Source organism: Burkholderia sp. Ac-20365, assembly GCF_017104715.1.
GTDB lineage: Bacteria > Pseudomonadota > Gammaproteobacteria > Burkholderiales > Burkholderiaceae > Paraburkholderia.
Genome location: NZ_JAAGPI010000067.1, coordinates 1 through 17,607, shown reverse-complemented (window position 1 = coordinate 17,607; position 17,607 = coordinate 1). Strand labels below are relative to the sequence as shown.

Sequence of the window (17,607 nt, the reverse complement as noted above, 5' to 3'; positions counted from 1 at the left end):
TCAAGGCGATGGATTCAGTAGCGTTTTGTCAGACGCTTGAGGATCTTCCGCCTGTACGACGACAGCGGTGATGTTGTCGCGTCCGCCGCGCGCCAGCGCGATATCGACGAGTTCATGCGGTGCACGCAGACAGTCGACGCTCGCAAGCGTCTGCTGGATCTCTTCGTCAGTCACTTCATTGCTGAGGCCGTCGCTGCACAGCAGGAATACATCGCCGTCGGCGACTTCGATCGCGTCTTCGTCGAGATCGAGATGATCCGTCGCGCCCACGGCGCGCGTGATGATGTTGTGCGCCGGGTGATGGCGCGCTTCCTCTTCCGTCAGATAACCGGATTGCCGAAGCTCTTCCACCTGGCTGTGATCGCGCGTCAACTGCCGCAATTGCCCTTGCCGCAGCAGATAGATGCGGCTGTCGCCCGCCCACAGGTAGCCGCAGAAACGGTCGCACGCGAGCAGCACGACGACCGTGGTGCCGATGCGCTGCACCTGGCGGCGGCTCGCTTCATCGCGCAGCTGGCGGTTCGCATCCTGCAGGCGCGTGCGCGCCTCGGCAATGCACTGCTTGATGCCCGCCTGTTCCGGCAACTGGCCAAGCGTTTCGACCACGAGCTGGCTCGCGAGATCGCCGACGTCGTGCCCGCCCATGCCGTCAGCCACGGCCCAACGGCCGCGCTGCGGCTGATCGAGGCACGCGTCCTCATTGATCTCACGCACGCGTCCCGTGTCGGTGCGCGCCGCCGACGCCCACCGGAATTGGCTGATACAGGTCACGACATCTAGGCCAGGTTCGTACTGCGTGCGTCGGGAGCAACAATGACGTTCGAATTGTTGCCCGTGTTGTTCACGTCAACCTTCTGGAACTGATTGACCATCTGGTTAGCATAGAAGTTGTTCGTGATGTCGTACAGGTTGACGACAGGTCCGACGCTCGGCGTGTCGTGCACGTAGGGTGTGATCCAGCCGAAAACCCACGGTGCGCCGCCGCCGCCGCTGATGGCGGACATCGCCTTGCGGTCGAGGGCGAGGTTGTGAGAAAGATCGCTGATGCTGATGGAAGCCATGGCGTGTCTCCGGTAAGGCCGCCTGTCACGCAGCCGCAAAGTTAATGGAAATTGCGACATAAGGTGCAAGGGCCGTGCCAATTTGCCGCCCATGTGTGCGGTTTCTCGCGAGGCGTTGCTGGGCGCGGGCTAGAAAAGACACACATACGCGCGCGTCGCGCGCGAGGGCTTCGCTACGTTGGTGCTCATCCAACAGCGTGCGACGCTGAACGGTGGGACGGCCAACACATTTGCGCGGCCGCCCCACCGTCGCCCATGAGAGGGCGCGGAGCGAAAAGTGATGGCACCCATGCAACACAACAGACAAAAATTCTGTTGGAATTATCCGTACATCAAGCCGCCATAAAACCACCGTGAAGGACGAAACAGCTAGATAAATCAATGGGTTAGATGGACTGGCCCGGTTGATGCAAAAGAGCCTGCAACAGTGTTGGCCTTTTGAATCGGATACCGGGGCAAAGCCATGAACCGCAACCTCCAACAATCGCGCAGTGAACAAGGTGCTAACCGTGCAGCTGCTTATGCATCGGCAGATATCGCACTCGACGGTTCCAGCGACGAACCCGCCCTTGGCGCGCACCTGATCACGCAACGCCGCGGCTACGAACATCACGGCATCTATGTAGGCGGTGGCAAGGTCATTCACTACGCAGGTTTCGCGAAGTCCGCTCATCGCGGTCCGGTCGAAGAAGTGGCGCTCGAAGCATTCGCCGACGGTCACGCCGTTGCCGTTCGCCCGCATCCGTTCCCGAAGTTCTCCGCCGAACAAACCGTGCTGCGCGCCCGTTCGCGCCTTGGCGAAAACCACTATCGCCTGCTGACCAACAACTGCGAGCACTTCTGCGCATGGTGCCTGCTTGGCGAAAGCCGCAGCGAACAGGTCCATGTCTGCCTCACGCATCCGCGTGCCGGCGCACATGCCGTGCTGTGCCTCATCAGCGCATTTATCGGCAACCGGATGAAAACAGGCCGTGCCGTTGTTAACGCAGCATGAGCGTCGAAATTGAACCTCGGCGACTGAAGTTCGAAGTACCGAATGCCGTAAATGCAATCAGGAAAGCGAAGGAGACCACCATGAGCCCGACCGGAAAAACGCTGCATTGGGCCGTCGACAAATGGCTTGCGCCGACGCCCGCGATGCCCGCGCGCGTGGTGCGCTTCTGCCGCACGCAGATGCACCGTCGTTGCGTGTGTGTCGAAGCGGTACGCCCGAATGGGCTGCTGTCGATCTTCTTCTTCCGTCACGACGACGGATCGTGGAATGTGTTCCCGCCCGCCCAGTCGCGGCCGGTGATGCCTGCCTGGAGGACTGCGTGATGAAAAACGGTAACCCGGCATCGAGCGCTCGCGGCCCGCGTATCGAGCGGCTTGCGCTGTGCGGCGCGCAATCTATCCGCCAGGCTGGCAGAAGCGCCGCCCCGGCACGTGCGACATCACGGCTTCGGCAATCTGACGAGGCGTGCTCTCGGCAGGCACGACGCGCCGGAAGGATTCAACGTCGTGTCTGAAGGTCCATTCGACCAGCCGGTAAGGGGGCGCCCATGGGTGCTCGATTGGCGGGGAGACGGTGCAACTGCGGATCGATAGGGCTTGCGCGTTGCCGTTCAGGGCGTGGAGATGATCGAGGACTGTTGGTTCGATGGGCATCGGGGCGCTCCTTTCTTTTTGTCTGCGACGCTTTTGGTCTGGTTTGCTTGGTTTTTTGCTGGCATCCGCGTTTTGTTATTGGTTCTTCATGCGTCGCCCCTGTGCGGGGCGGCACCTACTTTTCTTTGCCGCCGCAAAGAAAAGTAGGCAAAAGAAAGCGGCTCACACCGCCAGCCCTTGACCTTTGCCCACGGGCTCCCGACGGCCCCACGCTTCGCGCACTCGCGTCTTGTCGAACGCAGGTTGCCAGCGCATTGGCGAAGGCCCAATCAGCGCCACAACCAGCGGCATCGGACGTACCAGAGTCCTTGTTTTAGTGGGGACGCTGTTGTCCATGGGCAGATGCTGATGCTGCTTTCTTTTGCCTACTTTTCTTTGCAGCCGGCAAAGAAAAGTAGGTGCCGCCCCGCACAGGGGCAACGCGTGAAGCACGAAGGCAAAACGCGGATGCCAGCGACAAACAAAGCAAACCAAAGCAAACCAAAGCAAACCAAACCAAACCTGCAGCAGACAGAAATCCAAAAAAACGCCGCCGGTGCTCAGGCGGCTCAACAGGGGATGTTGAGCCGCATATTTACAGGGAAGAATTAAACGAAGCTTAAGACGCGTGAATAGCAGTGTGATACGCGACCTTGGTCAAATTATCGGAGAAGGCGGCTTCACGGCGCCGTTTTCAGCGATTCGACACGCACAGCAGGCAATTGCGCCCCATGCATATCCGCGCGCGTCACCGTGCCATGCACTTTCACCTGCTGGTTTTGTAGCGACAGCGCCTGCTCCCGCGTCATACCTTCAAGCTCGAACACACCGCGCGCATCGTAAACGACGGGATAAATGAACGGCTCATTACCGCGCAACGCGAGCCGCCCAGACAGATCGACGGATTCACCGAAATGCAGCGGCGCGGCGCAAGCCACATGCATCAACGCGAGTGCACACAGCACGATGTTTCGTTTGATGCTCACGAGCGTTGGCCTTTACGAGTGACTGAATCCATTGAATCACACTTGAAGCGCAAGTTCAGTCGACCACGACCGACAGCGTCGTGCCCACAGGAACACGCACGGTCTCGCTATACGTGCCGCTCACACGAGAGCGCACGACAGGAAACGTGCCGAGCACCGCGAGCGTCACAGGCACAGAGGTCGGCAGATCGCGCGTCGCGCCGCCATAAAGCGATGTGGGATCGATCGCGGGCAAGGTGAAACCGGCTTCGCTGCGCGCAGGCATCGTGAAACCCGTGACATTCGACGACAGCGGAATCAGGCCGCTCGCCGCCGAAGCGAAATCGCGCAGCATCGACGGCACGCTCGCGCCTGCCTGTGCATTGCCGATGACCTCGTTGAGGATATCGATGGAAGCGGTGTGATTCCTGTTGTTCAGCAACGACTGATAGAACGACAGCCCGAACTGCCGGTTCAGATAGCCGCCGAACGAGCCGTTCACTGCATAGCTTTCGCAATCGGTGCCATAGGGCGTCCATGTCGTGAGGCCGCAGTTGTAGCTGCCGTGGCCCGCATACGTCATGTATGTCGGGAAGCGGGCGTCGCGGATCGCGTTGTAGCCGGGCACGATCGTGGCGCTCGCCCAGTCTTCCATCATCATCGCCGACATTTCTTCGAGCCACGGTTCGAATGCGTATTGCGAGCCCATCAGGACCGAGCGTCGATAGAAGTTCTGCATGTGCATGCTTTCGTGCGCCATCGTCGTCAGCATCTGGTTCATGCCGTACGTGCCGCCCAGATAGAGCGTTTCGGAGTCGAGATAGAGCGAGATCGACTGGTTGCTGTATGCGAGCTGGCCCGCCCCCGTCTTGAAGTTGTTGAGCGCCCAGAAGTAGCCGAGCAGGCCGAACGCCTGGCCATTGTTGTCGAAGTTCATCACGACGAGATCGATCGGCTGATGCGTGCCGTCGATCAGGCTCGACTGGCTGTTCGGCCCATACAGCGGGCCGCCGACGCGCACCAGCATGTCGTAGATGCCGCCTGACTGCGCGTACTGCGTGATCAGCGACGTGACGATCGCGGGCGTGATTTTCCCCGTGCCGAGTTCGGACGATTCGACCCACAGGTTGACCGTGGTGCCGTCGGACGTGGTCGCCGTTTGCGCGAGCGTCGTGGTGCGCGCGGAGTTGTCGGCGTAATAGAACGTGCGCGTGTCGCCGACCTGATACGTCGTGGTCGTGCCACTGGCCGCGTAGCGCGCGGTGGCCGTGACCTGGTTCGTCGCGAGCGATGTCCAGCCCTGATAGTTGAAGTCGCGGATGGCGGCGAGCGTCGGGCTTTCGCTGGTGGCCGTCGCCGCCGTCGTGGCGGCCTGCGATTGCGCGCGCAGGATCGATGCCGACATGTTCGCGCTCAGCGCAATCGACGCCATGGTTTGCGTGCTCGCGCTTTCATTGGTGAAGACGAGCGTCACGTTCTGTCCGGCCAGTCCCTTGATGCTGACGGGCACGTCGAGCGCGGCGCCCGTGGCGTTGATCGCTTGCCAGATGCCGGCGCCGCTGCCGGCGTAGGTTGCGTCGTCGGTGGCCGAGCAGGACTGACAGGCGGCGTGCAGCTTGCCATCCGCGGCGATGGTCGACGTACCGGTCGTACTGGATGTGCCTTTGGCGATGTTGGAGACGGGCGTGCTGCCGCCTCCGCCACCGCCGCATCCCGCCAGCGTGAGGGCGAGTGCCGATGCGAGCGCGAGGCTCGCGCGTGCTGCTGTCGATAGCGTGCGCTGGCTGCTCATCGCAGGTTCCTTTCCGGTCTTGCCGGGTATGCGGCGCGGTCGTGCGAACCGTGCCGGCGTATCAGTCGGTGATGTGCGTGAAGCGGACTCGCGAGGTCGACGCACAAGGCGAGACTGACTACGGGAACGCTGGAGCAACGCGTGAGGCGTTTGCCTCTGCTGGAATATCGGCTGGGTGGGGCGCGACTTTAGATGCCGTTCCCGTTTAAAACGGCGGGCAAACGGGGCGGGATGGTGGTGGGCGAGGGATTGAGGGTGGGGCTTTAAACGACGAGGCGCTTGACGTTTCTTTACGACCCGCCCGATCGCTCGCCAGAGAATATCCGACACTGCGCGCCACATACGCGCGGCCGTCGCGTCCTTCACTCCGCTCTCATGTCGCCAATCCTCGCTCCATTCATAGCGTTCCTTCGACACGCCGCCGCCGCGCAGACCATTGGCGACGCCCGCGCACATACGCTATGGCTCGACGCCGCGTCGCATCTGCACCCAACCGATGGCGCGTCGATCGACCGGCTGATGCTCGCGCTGCTCGCACAGCAGAAGGGCGAGCAAGCCCTTGCGATAGTCGAAACCGTCGCGCAACTGGACCCGCATAGCGCGGCGGCAAACGTGCGCCACGGTTACGCGCTGCAGATTGCAAACCGGCATCGCGATGCACTCAGGCCATATCGCCACGCGCTCGCCATCGACCCCGCGTTTCCGCAATTGCGCAAGAACCTTGCGATCGCGCTGAATCACACAAGCGGCGATCCCTTCGAAGTCCAGCACCTGCTCGAAGCGGCTGCCCTATCGGAGCCGTCGGACTTTGCGCTGTGGATCAACCTGATGAGCGTGCGGCGCGCATGCTTCGATCTCGACGGCGCGCTGGCGGCAGCGCACCGTGCCGTCGAGATCGCGCCCTCGAACGCGCATGCGCATGGCAACCTCGCGCAGGCGTTGAAGGAAGCACAACGCTGGGACGACGCGCTGACACATGCGTCGACAGCCTCCACGCTCGCACCCGACGACGCATCCCTGCGCACGTCGCTGGGCGTGCTGCATCTGCTGCGCGGCAACTACGCCGACGGTTGGCCCGCGCACGAAGCGCGCTGGGACGATCCGGCGAGCATGCTGACGAGCGGACGTCCGCAGTTCGGCAAGCCGCAATGGCGCGGCGAATCGCTTGAAGACAAGACCTTGCTCGTGTGGGGCGAGCAGGGCATGGGCGACGTGCTGCAGTTCTGCCGCTTCATTCCGCTTCTCGCGCAGCGCGTGCATCGCGAAGGCGGACGCATCGTGTGGAATTCGTTTGCGCAGATGGGCGCGCTATTGCGGCGCAGCTTCGGCGGGCATGTCGACGAGTACTCGACGGCGAGCGATATCGAAGCACTGCCGCCGTTCGACTTCGAACTGCCGCTCGCGAGCGCGCCGATGATGCTTGGCACGCGCGTCGATTCGATTCCGTCAGTGACGCCATATCTTCATGCCGACTCCGCATTGCGCGAAGCCTGGCGCGCACGCCTCTCACAAGAAAAGCGCCTGAAAGTAGGGCTTGCATGGACAGGCAGCCTGAACCACGGACGCAACCGCTTCCGGCGCGTCGGCTGGGAGCGCTATGCACAGGCATTTCGGGGAACAGGCGATATCGCGTTCTATTCGCTGCAGCCGGGCGCGCATGCGGATGTCGAAGCGGCTCGCGCAGCCGGCCTTTGCATCGACGATTTCACCCACGAATGGCGCGACTTCGACGACACGGCCGCATTCGTCAGCGAACTGGATCTGGTGATCAGCGTGTGCACGTCGGCGGCACATCTGGCGGGCGCGCTCGGCCGGCGCGCCTGGGTGCTGCTCGATGTGAATCCGTACTGGACATGGATGACGGGCCGGCGCGACAGCCCGTGGTATCCGACGGCGACGCTCTACCGGCAGCACGAATTCGCGCAATGGCAGCCGGTGATGGACGCGCTTGCACACGACCTTGACGCGCTCGCGCACCGTCGCGCCTGAAGTCTGAAAGCGCTGCGTGTCAAACGCCCGGCGCGTACGTGACTTCGGAAGCAGGCGTCTTCACCGGTGCATCTGGCGGCACGCCGAGCAATTGCAACGAGCCGCCCGTGACCGCGCTGAACACCGGGCCCGCGACCGTACCGCCATAAAACGCCCGCCCCGCAGGATCGTCGATCATCACGGCGACCACCAGACGCGGATCGCTCATCGGCGCCATGCCGACGAACAGCGAGCGGTAACGGCCCTTCGCGTAAGTCGCGCCGACCTGCTTGCGCGCCGTGCCCGTCTTGCCTCCAATACGGTAACCGTCGACATTCGCCGCGCGCCCCGTGCCGCCTTCGCTGGTCGCCATTTCGAGCATCGAGCGGATGGCGGCGGCGGTCGAGGGCGTGGTCACGCGCTGACCGTCGGGCGCCGCTTGCGTTGGATCGATCAGTAATCGCGCGGGGTAGAGCGTGCCGTCCCCCGCATACGCGGTGTAGACCTGCGCGATCTGCAGCAGCGATGCCGACAGGCCGTAGCCATAGGCCATCGTCGCCTGTTCGATGGGCCGCCAGCGCGCGAACGGTCGCACGCGGCCTGCCGCGACGCCCGGAAACGTCAGTTCGGGCGCGCGGCCCAGTCCGTACTCCTGATACTTGTTCCAGATGGTTTCGGCGGGCAGGTTCAGCGCGAGCTTGGCGAGCGCGATATTGCTCGACTTCTGCAACGCTTCGGCGATCGTCATGCGGCCGTGGTTCGACGTGTCGTGGATCACGCTCGGGCCGATCTTGTACCAGCCGGGCGCCGTGTCGATCATCGTGCCCGGCCGCACGAGCCCGCGGTCGAGCGACAAGGCGACCACCAGCGGCTTGATCGTCGAACCCGGCTCGAACGTGTCGACCACCGCGCGGTTGCGCAACTGCTTGCCCGTGAGCCGCGCGCGGTCGTTCGGATCGAAGCTCGGATAGTTGGCGAGCGCGAGAATCTCGCCGTTACGCGCGTCGAGTACGACGACGCTGCCCGCCTGCGCGCTGTGTTTCGCCACAGCGGCCTTGAGCTGCGCGTAGGCAAGCTGCTGGATGCGGCGGTCGATGGTCAGATGCACGGTCGCGCCGTTCTGCGCCGGCGTGAGCGGGCGCGTGTCCGACACCACGCGCCCGAGGCGGTCGCGGATCACCTCGCGTTCGCCCGGCTCGCCGGAGAGCATCTCGTTGGCGGCCAGCTCGATACCTTCCTGACCGTTGTCTTCGATATCGGTGAAGCCGACCACGTGCGCCGCGGATTCCCCCTCGGGATAAAAGCGCTTCGAATCCGCAATGCGCGTGATGCCCGCGAGATTGAGCTTGTCGATATGAGCAGCCGTTTCCGCGTTCACCTGACGCTTGAGCAACACGAAGTTCTTGTCGCCGGAAACACGGTGCCTGAAGTCCGCGAGCGGCATGTCGAGCAGTTTCGCCAGCGGCGGATACGCCGCTTCGTCGAGCAGTTTCGGCGATGCCCAGATTTCATACGTCGCGAGACTGACGGCCAGCATCGCGCCATGGCGATCGACGATGCGCCCGCGCGTCGCGTCGAGTTCGATGGTGCGTTGATAGCGCTTCTGCCCCTGCTCGACGTAGAAGTCCTGATTGACCACCTGCACCCAGAACGCGCGGCCAATCAGCGCAGCAAACGCCGCGAACACGATGATCACGATCAGCTTCGAACGCCACATCGGCAGACGCGCGACGAGCACGGGGTTCTTCGCGACAGGCGCGTACGGATCGTGTTTCTTGCGGATCATGAGGGCGAAGCCGGCCGTTCTGGCAACCGGTCCACAGTGAATATGGACCAGATTGTAATAAGAACGTAATCTCGATGCGAGCTTCGTGCAAGGTTTTTGCGGTCTGGACCGGGCCGGGCGGCCGGATCGAATGTGGCCACGCGCACGTAGTGCGCAGCGCGGCGTTGAAAAGCGGCCGCGCTTGCCCGTTCAACTGATGCGTCGTCTCCGACGCGGCGTGTTAATGAGGCGCTCGATGAGCGCCTTCTTTTTATTGTGCCGCGTCGTGTCGCGTGTCGTAACCCGGGCGTTCAGGCGGGCAGCGAGAAGCTCGAAATCGCTTCGCGCAGCACGCCGACCTGATCCTTCAGCGAGTGCGCGGCCGCCGCTGCCTGCTCGACGAGCGCCGCGTTCTGCTGCGTGACCTGATCCATTTCGCCAACGGCGCGGTTCACCTGCTCGATGCCCGCGCTCTGTTCGCGCGACGCATGGCTGATCTCTTCGAGAATCTCGTTCACGCGGCGCACCGATGCGACGATCTCGCCCATCGTCGAACCGGCGTTCGCGACCAGCGCCGCGCCTTCCTCGACACTGCCCGTCGACGTTTCGATCAGCGCCTTGATTTCCTTCGCCGCCGTCGCCGAGCGCTGCGCGAGACTTCGCACTTCCGCTGCGACGACCGCGAAGCCGCGGCCCTGCTCGCCAGCGCGGGCGGCTTCGACAGCGGCGTTCAGCGCGAGGATGTTGGTCTGGAACGCGATGCCGTCGATCACGCCGATGATGTCGCCGATCTGCTTCGAACTGCTGGTGATGTCGCCCATCGTGCGCACCACGTCGTCGACCACGCGGCTGCCGCGCGTCGCGATGTTCGCGGCTTCGCTGGCAAGACCTGCGGCCGTTGCCGCGCTGTCGGCGTTCTGCTTCACATTCGACGTCATCTCGTCCATGCTCGACGCGGTCTGCACGAGGGCGGCCGCCTGTTCTTCCGTGCGTTGCGACAGATCGGTGTTGCCGGCGGCGATTTCGCTCGCGCCGACGTTAATGTTCTCGGTACCCGCGCGCACGCGCGAGACGGTATCGACGAGACCCTTCTGCATCGTGTGCAGCGCGTGCAGCAGGCTCGCGCGGTCGTCGCGGGCGACGGGCACGGGCGTCGCAAGATCGCCGCGCGCGATGCGCTGGGTCGCTTCGACGGCCACTTCCAGATCGCCGCCGAGCGTGCGCTTCACGCTGCGCAGCACGAGCACCATCACGACCGTCGCGATGCCGCCGAGCACGAAGGTGATGACGAGCCAGCGTCCGAGATCGACATAAAAGGCTTTCTGCACGTCGTCCATGTACATGCCGGTGACCAGCACCCAGTCCCACGGGGCGAAACGCAGCGCGTAGCTGGTCTTCGGCACGGGCGTGTCGCTGCCGGGCTTCGACCACAGGTAGTCGACGAAGCCGCCTTTGCTGCCGTTCGCCGCAGTGACGATATCGGTGAACAGATGGTTGCCCGCCGGATCCGTGAAGCCCGACAGGTTCTTGCCGACCAGCGCAGCCTTGAACGGATGCATCAGCATGACGGGCTGCGAATCGTTGACGGACAGATAGCCGTCGGTGCCGTAGCGCAGCGCGGATAGCGTGTCGAGGGCCTGCTTCTTCGCGTCGGCTTCGCTCATCACATGCTGTTGCGACAGCGTGTAGTAGCGGTTGACGATCGAATTGGCCTGCTCGACGAGCGTCGTCAGCTGGTCGCGCCGGTCGGCGATCATCGACGAGCGGCTTTGCCACGCGCCGAACGCGCCGATAAGAACGAGGCCGATCCACAGGATGGCAACCATCGAGGCGAGTTTCTTGTTCAGGGTCATGGTGTGTTGTGCTTGCGGCGGCTGGAGTTGCGTGTAGCGGTCTTCGGGGTTTGTGCGGGATCGATGGCGGCAGATACAGGCAATGCCTGACAGGGTTTACGACTGCCGCAAACGGTTGCTGGAGGCGGGGAAACCCGTAATTGGCATAACGGGTATTGGTATGACGAGAAGCCGGGCGCGAGCGCGCCCAACGTGGGAGAGGAAATCGCGCGGGTTCAGATGGACCGGCGGCGCTTAAGCGCTTTCAGCCAGGCTTTGGTTTGCTGGAGGTCGTCGAATGTGTGCAGATCTTTTTCGATCCCGCGCACCATGTTCCCGCGGTGCGCGATCTCTGCATCGAGATCTTCCATCGCGCGTTCAGGGACCGTGAGAGGGCCGTAGGGAAAACCGAAAGTGCCTCTGAACCTGCCGCGTATGTCCGCGAGTTCGCGGTCCAGTTCACCCAATTGTTCTTTCAACACGCTGTTGAAGTGGTTGAGTCTTTCTTCGCTGATGCCGTCGATGGTTTTCTGATCGATATGTTCGAGTTCCAGTTGCAACTCCAGCAATTGCAGCAGATTGCGTTTCGCGTACGCCTCGTTGACCCGTTGCATCAATGCGGTCTTGCGCGCGCGTTCTTCGGCGTCGGGTTCGCGATCGGGATGCAGCGCGCTCGCCAGCTTGCGATAGACATCGCGCAGCGACTGGCTGATCTCCGCCTGCGCCGCTTCCTTGCGTGCTTCGGCGGCGAGCTGCTTCGGTGTCTTCTTGCGCCTGGCGCGGCGCTCTTCGCGGGCCTGTGCTTTTGCGGCGGCCTGTGCACGCAGTTCCTCGAATTTCTCCGATGCGTGCTTCATGAACGCCTCAGGCGAGTCCGTGTCCAGTCCGTCGACGAACTCGGTGCCGAGCATCTCTTCCATCATCGCTTTCGCGTGTTCGATGTCGAATCCGGCTTGCGTGTCGTACGAGGTGTCGGCATGCCGGTCGTGAATCGGCTTTAGCATCGGGTCGGCATGCACGCCGATCAGCTGCTGCGTCAGCTCGCGGATCAGTTGCGACATCAGGCGGCGCTCGATGGCATTGAACGCCTTGTCGCCATGCAACGCGTCGAGGCGGTGGACAAGCTTCACCTGCGCATCCATCGAAGCCTGCCGCAGCGGAATGAATTCGTCGACATACCGCTTCTGAAAGACGGGCGTGAAGGCTTCCCATTGCGCAATCCATCCGCGCCGGTTTTCGATCTGCTTGACGAGTGAATTGAAATACCGCTGACCCTTCGATCGATGCGCCTGTAGCTTTTCCGGCGCGATGGTCACTAGCCGGCCCGCTGCTTTGCTCATGAAACCCATGCCTCCCATTTACTGAAAATGCAGCATACCGTTTCATCGGCTGATACAGGCGGATCAACGTCCATTTCGAACAAAATCACCACATTTTTCAAACTAATTCCATCAATTGCCAAAAGCGGCGCGGCTGGTCTGCAATCCGTTCTCAATTCCGATATAGTCGCCATTTTTGGCTCGCCGGGACGCCTTTCGCGCGCAGCGTGAAAGCCATTTCGAACGCCAGATTAAAAGAGTCAATAAACCATTAAACCTTTCCCTGGAAATCGAATGCGAGCAATCATTCTTGCCGCGGGCCTCGGCTTGCGACTCCAGCAACCGCCGGGGGAGCAGTTTCCAAAATGTCTGTTGCGCTTTGACGGCATCTCGCTGCTCGAGCGTCATCTGCAGATGCTCGAAGCGGTCGGTGTCGATGAAGTTGTTCTCGCGCTCGGTTTCCAGCCGGAACAGGTCGAAGCCGAACTGACGCGCGCCGGCCGCAAGGTGCCGGAGATCAAGCTCAATCCGCGTTTCGATCTGGGCAGCGTGCTGACCGTGCACACGGTCGCCGAAGCGCTCACGCGCGGCGGTGACGTGCTGCTGATGGACGCCGACGTGCTGTACGACGAACGCTTGCTGGCCGCGCTCGTCGCCGGCGAGCATGCCAACCGTCTGCTGATCGACCGCGACTTCGAAGCCGGCGACGAGCCCGTCAAGCTGTGTCTGAAACACGGCGTGCCCGTCGAGTTGCGCAAGCAGTTAGCGGTCGGCCTCGACTACGACACGATCGGCGAATCGGTGGGTTTTTTCCGCTTGACCGAAGCCGCCGCGCGACGCTTTGCGGAGATCGTCGCGGGTTACGTGGAGAGTGGCCGCGCGAACCTGCCGCACGAAGAAGCGGTGCGCGACCTGCTGCTCGAACGCAGCCACGCATTCGATACGGCCGATGTCACCGGCCTGCCGTGGATCGAAATCGATTTTCCAAACGACGTTGCACGAGCAACCGAAGAAGTCCTGCCGCAATTGCAGCGGCCGGTTTTGCAAGAAGCGCTGAAGCGCTAAACGGGCCGACCCAGGAGCCATACATAATGAACGCACGCGAACCTTCTTTCACGACCCTGTCGCGCAGCGCACGTCTGCGCCAGATGCTGACCAGCAACGAACTCGAATTCCTGATGGAAGCGCATAACGGCATTTCCGCACGCATCGTGCGCGAAGCCGGCTTCAAGGGTATCTGGGGCTCGGGCCTTGCGATTTCCGCGCAATACGGTGTGCGCGACAACAACGAAGCAAGCTGGACGCAGGTCGTCGACACGCTCGAATTCATGGCCGACGCGAGCGATCTGCCCATTCTGCTCGACGGCGACACCGGCTACGGCAACTTCAACAACGTGCGCCGCCTCGTGCGCAAGCTGGAGCAACGCGGTATCGCGGGCGTGTGTATCGAAGACAAGGTGTTCCCGAAGACGAACAGCTTCATCAAGGGCGAAGCGCAGCCGCTCGCGGATATCGACGAATTCTGCGGCAAGATCAAGGCGGGCAAGGACTCGCAGACGGACGAGGATTTCTCGATCGTTGCGCGTGTCGAAGCGCTGATCGCAGGCTGGGGCATGGATGAAGCGCTCAAGCGCGCGGAAGCGTATCGCCAGGCGGGCGCGGATGCGATCCTGATTCACAGCAAGCTGTCGCGCCCCGACGAGATTCTCGAATTCGCACGTGAATGGGCAGGTCGCGGTCCGCTCGTGATCGTGCCGACCAAGTACTACAGCACGCCGACGGAAGTGTTCCGCAAGGCGGGCATCAGCACGGTGATCTGGGCGAACCATCAGATTCGCGCGGCCACGTCGGCGATGCAGGCAGTCGTGAAGGAAATCTACGAGAGCCAGACGCTCGTCAACGTCGAAGACCGCATTGCGACCGTCAACGAAATTTTCCGTCTGCAGAACGCCGATGAGTATTCGGAAGCGGAAGAGCGCTATCTGTCGTCGTCGCGCGCGGCGGGTTCGGCTGTCGTGCTGGCTGCGAGCCGCGGCAAGGGCCTTGAGGCCGTCACGACGGATCGCCCGAAGGTCATGCTGCCGATCGCGGGCAAGCCGCTGCTGCGCTGGCTCGTCGATGCGTTCAAGAAGCAGGGCCTCAACGACATCACGGTGGTGGGCGGCTATCGCGCCGATGCGATCGACACCGCGGGCATCAAGCTCGTCGTCAACGAGCGTCACGAGCAGACGGGCGAACTGGCGTCGCTCGCGTGCGCTGTCGACGGTCTTCAGAACGATACGGTGATCTCGTACGGCGACCTGCTGTTCCGCAGCTACATCGTGCGCGATCTGGTGGATAGCGAAGCGCCGTTCAGCGTGGTCGTCGATTCGACGACGGTCGCCGAAGCGGGCGCGACGAACCAGAGCGTGCGCGATTTCGCGTGGTGCTCGGCGGGCGACGATCGCGGCCTGTTCGGCAACAAGGTGCTGCTGCGCCGCGTGGCGAACAACGAAGGCGACGTGAAGGGCGAAGCGCCGAATGGCCGCTGGATCGGCCTGTTGAACGTGCGTGGCGACGGCCGCGAGCGTCTGCAAGCCGTGATGAACACGCTGCGCGCACGCCCCGATTTCGATTCGCTCGACATGCCCGCTCTGCTGAATGCGCTGATCGAAGCGGGTGAACAGATTGAAGTGCAATACGTGCACGGCCACTGGCGCGGTGTGAACGACCTCGAAGATTTCCGTCGTGCAGGCGACTTCGCGCACGAAGCGACGCCGCTCGCGAAGGGCGATGCAGCGGGAGGCGCCGCGCAATGATCGAGGCAGCACAGTTCGTCGACGCGGCGCGCGAGCGCGGCTTCGACTGGTATGCGGGTGTGCCGTGCTCGTATCTGACGCCGTTCATCAACTACGTGCTGCAGGATCCGAAGCTGCATTACGTGTCGGCGGCGAATGAAGGTGACGCCGTTGCGTTTATCGCCGGGGTCACGCTCGGCGCGCAGAACGGTCGTCGCGGCGTGACGATGATGCAGAACTCGGGCTTGGGCAATGCCGTGAGCCCGCTGACGTCGCTGACGTGGACGTTCAGGTTGCCGCAATTGTTGATCGTTACGTGGCGCGGTCAGCCGGGTGTGTCGGACGAGCCGCAGCATCAGTTGATGGGCCCGATCACGCCGGCCATGCTCGACACGATGGAGATTCCGTGGGAGACGTTCCCGACGGAAGCAGAAGCGATCGGACCTGCGCTGGACCGTGCGATTGCGCACATGGACGCGACGGGTCGCCCGTACGCGCTCGTGATGCAGAAGGGCAGCGTTGCGCCGTATGAGTTGAAGGATGCGGGTCGCGCGACGAAACGTGAAGTGCGTGCCGCGCGCGATGTGTCGCGTAATGTCGCGCCAGATGCACTGCCGACGCGCAATGAAGCACTGCAACGCGTGATCGCGCATACGCCGTTGAATTCGACGGTGGTGCTGGCGTCGACGGGATTTTGCGGACGTGAACTCTATGCCATTGATGACCGTGCGAACCAGCTGTACATGGTTGGGTCGATGGGTTGTCTGACGCCGTTCGCGCTCGGTCTCGCGCTGACGCGTCCGGACCTCCATGTGGTCGCGCTCGACGGCGACGGCGCCGCGCTGATGCGCATGGGCGTGTTCGCGACGCTGGGCGCGTATGGCCCGTCGAACCTCACGCACATTCTGCTCGACAATGGGGCGCACGATTCGACTGGCGGTCAGTCGACGGTATCGCCGCAGGTGTCGTTTGCGGGCGTGGCGTCGGCATGCGGCTATGCGTCCGCTGTCGAAGGCGACGACGTGAGCCTGATCGACGAACTGTTTGCTGCGCCGCTTGCCGACGGCCCGCGCTTCGTGCGCGTCGCAATCCGCCGCGGCACGCCGGACGGCCTGCCGCGCCCGACCATCACGCCGCCCGATGTGAAGACGCGCCTGATGCGCCACATGGCCACGGCCGGCACCAACGAAGGAGCACGCTGATGCTGCTGATGAACCCGGGCCCCGTCACGCTGACCGAGCGTGTGCGCAACAGCCTGCTGCAAACGGACCTGTGCCATCGCGAGAGCGAGTTCTTCGATCTGCAGGACGAAGCGCGCGCGCGCCTGATCAAGCTGTACGACCTCGACCCTGCCCAGTGGACGGCTGTGCTGATGACGGGCTCGGGCACGGCGGCGGTCGAAAGTATGATTGCGGCGCTGGTGCCGGAGAACGGCAAGCTGCTGATCGTCGAAAACGGCGTGTATGGCGAGCGTATTTCGCAGATCGCGGCGCAGTATCGGATCGCGCATAGCATCGTGAAGCACGAATGGATGCAGGCGCCCGATCTTGCGCGGATTGCCGCTGCGCTCGATAACGACAAGTCGATTACGCATGTCGCCGTGATTCATCATGAGACGACGACGGGACGGTTGAACGATCTGAAGGCGCTGGCGTTGATCTGCCGCGAGCGTGGCGTGAAGATGCTGGTCGACGGTGTGAGCAGCTTCGGCGCGGAAGAGATCGATTTTGCGGAAGGCACGATTGCGGCTGTGGCTGCGACAGCGAACAAGTGTTTGCATGGCGTGCCGGGTGCGGCGTTCGTGATTGTGAAGCGCGATGCTCTGGCGGCTGCTGCGAGCCGCACGTATTACCTGGGGCTTGTGCGTCTTGCCAGTTTGCAGGATCAGCGCAATACGCCGTTTACGCCTTCTGTGCATGCTTATTACGCGCTTGTGGAAGCGCTGCGTGAGCTCGATGAAGAAGGCGGATGGAAGGCGCGGCATGCGCGCTATGCGGCTCTTGCGGAGCAGGCTCGTGCGGGGCTCGCGGCGCGGGGGATGGGCGCTGTGTTGCCGCCGGCAGAGTCTTCAGTGGTGCTGCGGGCTTATCGATTGCCTGACGGCGTCTCTTATGAGCGGTTGCATGATGCGCTCAAGGCGCGTGGCTTTGTTATCTATGCCGGGCAGGGTGGGCTGTCCAAGGAGCTGTTTCGCATCTCTACGATGGGGGCGATTCATGCTGTGGATATCGAGCGGTTGCTCGAGAGTTTTGATGTTTTGATGAAGTAAGGGTTTGAGTTTTTTGTGCGGGGCCGGTTTCGGGCGTGTTTGTGATGGGATGTCCGGTTTGGTTTGCCTGGTTTTTGCGCTGGCATCCGCGATATGCCTTCGTGCTTCACGCGTTGCCCCTGTGCGGGGCGGCACCTACTTTTCTTTGCCGCGGCAAAGAAAAGTAGGCAAAAGAAAGCCGCTGAACACCGCTAATTCTTGTTCCTGCCTGAGGGCCCCCAACGGGTCCTCCG

General features: G+C 62.7%; 16 protein-coding genes. 8 read left to right on the top strand and 8 right to left on the bottom strand.

Annotation, left to right across the window (positions count from 1 at the left end; genetic code table 11):
• Together G3O01_RS43330 and G3O01_RS43325 are read right to left on the bottom strand one after the other, a co-directional pair.
• Nucleotides 1-771 (bottom strand): protein phosphatase 2C domain-containing protein, encoded by a 771-nt coding sequence (locus G3O01_RS43330; protein ID WP_205813631.1) that lies wholly within the window; start codon nucleotides 769-771, stop codon nucleotides 1-3.
• Nucleotides 772-776: 5 nt separating this feature from the next.
• Nucleotides 777-1,061, bottom strand: a complete 285-nt coding sequence (locus G3O01_RS43325) for a hypothetical protein (protein WP_205813630.1) — start codon at nucleotides 1,059-1,061, stop codon at nucleotides 777-779.
• A 463-nt stretch (nucleotides 1,062-1,524) separates the two neighbouring features.
• Between G3O01_RS43325 and G3O01_RS43320 the strand changes: the two genes are divergently transcribed.
• Nucleotides 1,525-2,055 carry a lecithin retinol acyltransferase family protein gene (locus G3O01_RS43320; protein ID WP_205813629.1) on the top strand — a complete coding sequence of 177 codons (531 nt, stop codon included), beginning with the start codon at nucleotides 1,525-1,527 and terminating at the stop codon, nucleotides 2,053-2,055.
• An 80-nt stretch (nucleotides 2,056-2,135) separates the two neighbouring features.
• On the top strand, nucleotides 2,136-2,378 hold the full coding sequence (locus tag G3O01_RS43315; protein WP_205813628.1) for a hypothetical protein: 243 nt from the start codon (nucleotides 2,136-2,138) through the stop codon (nucleotides 2,376-2,378).
• A 72-nt stretch (nucleotides 2,379-2,450) separates the two neighbouring features.
• Here G3O01_RS43315 and G3O01_RS43310 read toward each other — a convergent pair whose 3' ends face one another.
• The gene (locus G3O01_RS43310; RefSeq protein ID WP_205813627.1) at nucleotides 2,451-2,708 is read right to left on the bottom strand and encodes a DUF2866 domain-containing protein; all 258 of its coding nucleotides are present in this window, start codon (nucleotides 2,706-2,708) and stop codon (nucleotides 2,451-2,453) included.
• Between the two features lie 342 nt (nucleotides 2,709-3,050).
• Here G3O01_RS43310 and G3O01_RS43305 point away from each other — a divergent pair, with 342 nt between their 5' ends.
• Entirely contained in the window at nucleotides 3,051-3,299 is a 249-nt protein-coding gene (locus G3O01_RS43305; RefSeq protein ID WP_205813626.1) for a hypothetical protein, read from the top strand.
• A gap of 68 nt (nucleotides 3,300-3,367) precedes the next feature.
• On the opposite strand, the gene G3O01_RS43300 is transcribed toward G3O01_RS43305, so the two are convergent.
• A complete protein-coding gene (locus tag G3O01_RS43300) occupies nucleotides 3,368-3,673 on the bottom strand; it encodes a hypothetical protein (RefSeq protein WP_205813625.1) in 306 nt (101 codons plus the stop codon).
• Nucleotides 3,674-3,728: 55 nt separating this feature from the next.
• Nucleotides 3,729-5,444 (bottom strand): hemagglutinin, encoded by a 1,716-nt coding sequence (locus tag G3O01_RS43295; protein ID WP_205813624.1) that lies wholly within the window; start codon nucleotides 5,442-5,444, stop codon nucleotides 3,729-3,731.
• Nucleotides 5,445-5,819: 375 nt separating this feature from the next.
• Here G3O01_RS43295 and G3O01_RS43290 point away from each other — a divergent pair, with 375 nt between their 5' ends.
• Entirely contained in the window at nucleotides 5,820-7,433 is a 1,614-nt protein-coding gene (locus tag G3O01_RS43290; RefSeq protein ID WP_205813623.1) for a tetratricopeptide repeat-containing glycosyltransferase family protein, read from the top strand.
• Nucleotides 7,434-7,452: 19 nt separating this feature from the next.
• Here the strand turns inward: G3O01_RS43290 and G3O01_RS43285 are convergent, their stop codons facing one another.
• The 3 genes from G3O01_RS43285 to G3O01_RS43275 form a co-directional block, all read right to left on the bottom strand.
• Complete coding sequence (locus tag G3O01_RS43285) at nucleotides 7,453-9,198, bottom strand: penicillin-binding protein 2 (RefSeq protein ID WP_205813622.1); 1,746 nt, start codon at nucleotides 9,196-9,198, stop codon at nucleotides 7,453-7,455.
• A 290-nt stretch (nucleotides 9,199-9,488) separates the two neighbouring features.
• Nucleotides 9,489-11,030: a methyl-accepting chemotaxis protein gene (locus G3O01_RS43280; RefSeq protein WP_205813621.1), complete on the bottom strand. Its 1,542-nt coding sequence runs from the start codon at nucleotides 11,028-11,030 to the stop codon at nucleotides 9,489-9,491.
• A 215-nt stretch (nucleotides 11,031-11,245) separates the two neighbouring features.
• A complete protein-coding gene (locus G3O01_RS43275) occupies nucleotides 11,246-12,349 on the bottom strand; it encodes a J domain-containing protein (RefSeq protein ID WP_205813620.1) in 1,104 nt (367 codons plus the stop codon).
• A gap of 273 nt (nucleotides 12,350-12,622) precedes the next feature.
• Between G3O01_RS43275 and G3O01_RS43270 the strand changes: the two genes are divergently transcribed.
• The 4 genes from G3O01_RS43270 to G3O01_RS43255 are packed head-to-tail and all read left to right on the top strand — an operon-like array spanning nucleotide 12,623 to nucleotide 17,374.
• Nucleotides 12,623-13,393, top strand: coding sequence for a phosphocholine cytidylyltransferase family protein (locus tag G3O01_RS43270; protein ID WP_205813619.1), 771 nt, complete (start codon nucleotides 12,623-12,625; stop codon nucleotides 13,391-13,393).
• Between the two features lie 26 nt (nucleotides 13,394-13,419).
• A complete protein-coding gene (aepX, locus tag G3O01_RS43265; RefSeq protein WP_205813618.1) occupies nucleotides 13,420-15,126 on the top strand; it encodes a phosphoenolpyruvate mutase in 1,707 nt (568 codons plus the stop codon).
• Nucleotides 15,123-16,307 carry a phosphonopyruvate decarboxylase gene (gene aepY, locus G3O01_RS43260; RefSeq protein WP_205813617.1) on the top strand — a complete coding sequence of 395 codons (1,185 nt, stop codon included), beginning with the start codon at nucleotides 15,123-15,125 and terminating at the stop codon, nucleotides 16,305-16,307. Before aepX ends, aepY begins: the two co-directional genes overlap by 4 nt.
• Nucleotides 16,307-17,374, top strand: coding sequence for a 2-aminoethylphosphonate aminotransferase (locus G3O01_RS43255; protein ID WP_205813616.1), 1,068 nt, complete (start codon nucleotides 16,307-16,309; stop codon nucleotides 17,372-17,374). Before aepY ends, G3O01_RS43255 begins: the two co-directional genes overlap by 1 nt.
• Nucleotides 17,375-17,607 lie beyond the last annotated feature (233 nt).

What these genes read in the sequence shown, in the direction of transcription:
- G3O01_RS43325 (WP_205813630.1), bottom strand. Translation starts at nt 1,061, where the DNA reads ATGGCTTCCATCAGCATCAGCGATCTTTCTCACAACCTCGCCCTCGAC.
- G3O01_RS43320 (WP_205813629.1), top strand. Translation starts at nt 1,525, where the DNA reads ATGAACCGCAACCTCCAACAATCGCGCAGTGAACAAGGTGCTAACCGT.
- G3O01_RS43315 (WP_205813628.1), top strand. Translation starts at nt 2,136, where the DNA reads ATGAGCCCGACCGGAAAAACGCTGCATTGGGCCGTCGACAAATGGCTT.
- G3O01_RS43310 (WP_205813627.1), bottom strand. Translation starts at nt 2,708, where the DNA reads ATGCCCATCGAACCAACAGTCCTCGATCATCTCCACGCCCTGAACGGC.
- G3O01_RS43305 (WP_205813626.1), top strand. Translation starts at nt 3,051, where the DNA reads ATGCTGATGCTGCTTTCTTTTGCCTACTTTTCTTTGCAGCCGGCAAAG.
- G3O01_RS43295 (WP_205813624.1), bottom strand. Translation starts at nt 5,444, where the DNA reads ATGAGCAGCCAGCGCACGCTATCGACAGCAGCACGCGCGAGCCTCGCG.
- G3O01_RS43290 (WP_205813623.1), top strand. Translation starts at nt 5,820, where the DNA reads ATGTCGCCAATCCTCGCTCCATTCATAGCGTTCCTTCGACACGCCGCC.
- G3O01_RS43285 (WP_205813622.1), bottom strand. Translation starts at nt 9,198, where the DNA reads ATGATCCGCAAGAAACACGATCCGTACGCGCCTGTCGCGAAGAACCCC.
- G3O01_RS43280 (WP_205813621.1), bottom strand. Translation starts at nt 11,030, where the DNA reads ATGACCCTGAACAAGAAACTCGCCTCGATGGTTGCCATCCTGTGGATC.
- G3O01_RS43275 (WP_205813620.1), bottom strand. Translation starts at nt 12,349, where the DNA reads ATGAGCAAAGCAGCGGGCCGGCTAGTGACCATCGCGCCGGAAAAGCTA.
- G3O01_RS43270 (WP_205813619.1), top strand. Translation starts at nt 12,623, where the DNA reads ATGCGAGCAATCATTCTTGCCGCGGGCCTCGGCTTGCGACTCCAGCAA.
- aepX (WP_205813618.1), top strand. Translation starts at nt 13,420, where the DNA reads ATGAACGCACGCGAACCTTCTTTCACGACCCTGTCGCGCAGCGCACGT.
- aepY (WP_205813617.1), top strand. Translation starts at nt 15,123, where the DNA reads ATGATCGAGGCAGCACAGTTCGTCGACGCGGCGCGCGAGCGCGGCTTC.
- G3O01_RS43255 (WP_205813616.1), top strand. Translation starts at nt 16,307, where the DNA reads ATGCTGCTGATGAACCCGGGCCCCGTCACGCTGACCGAGCGTGTGCGC.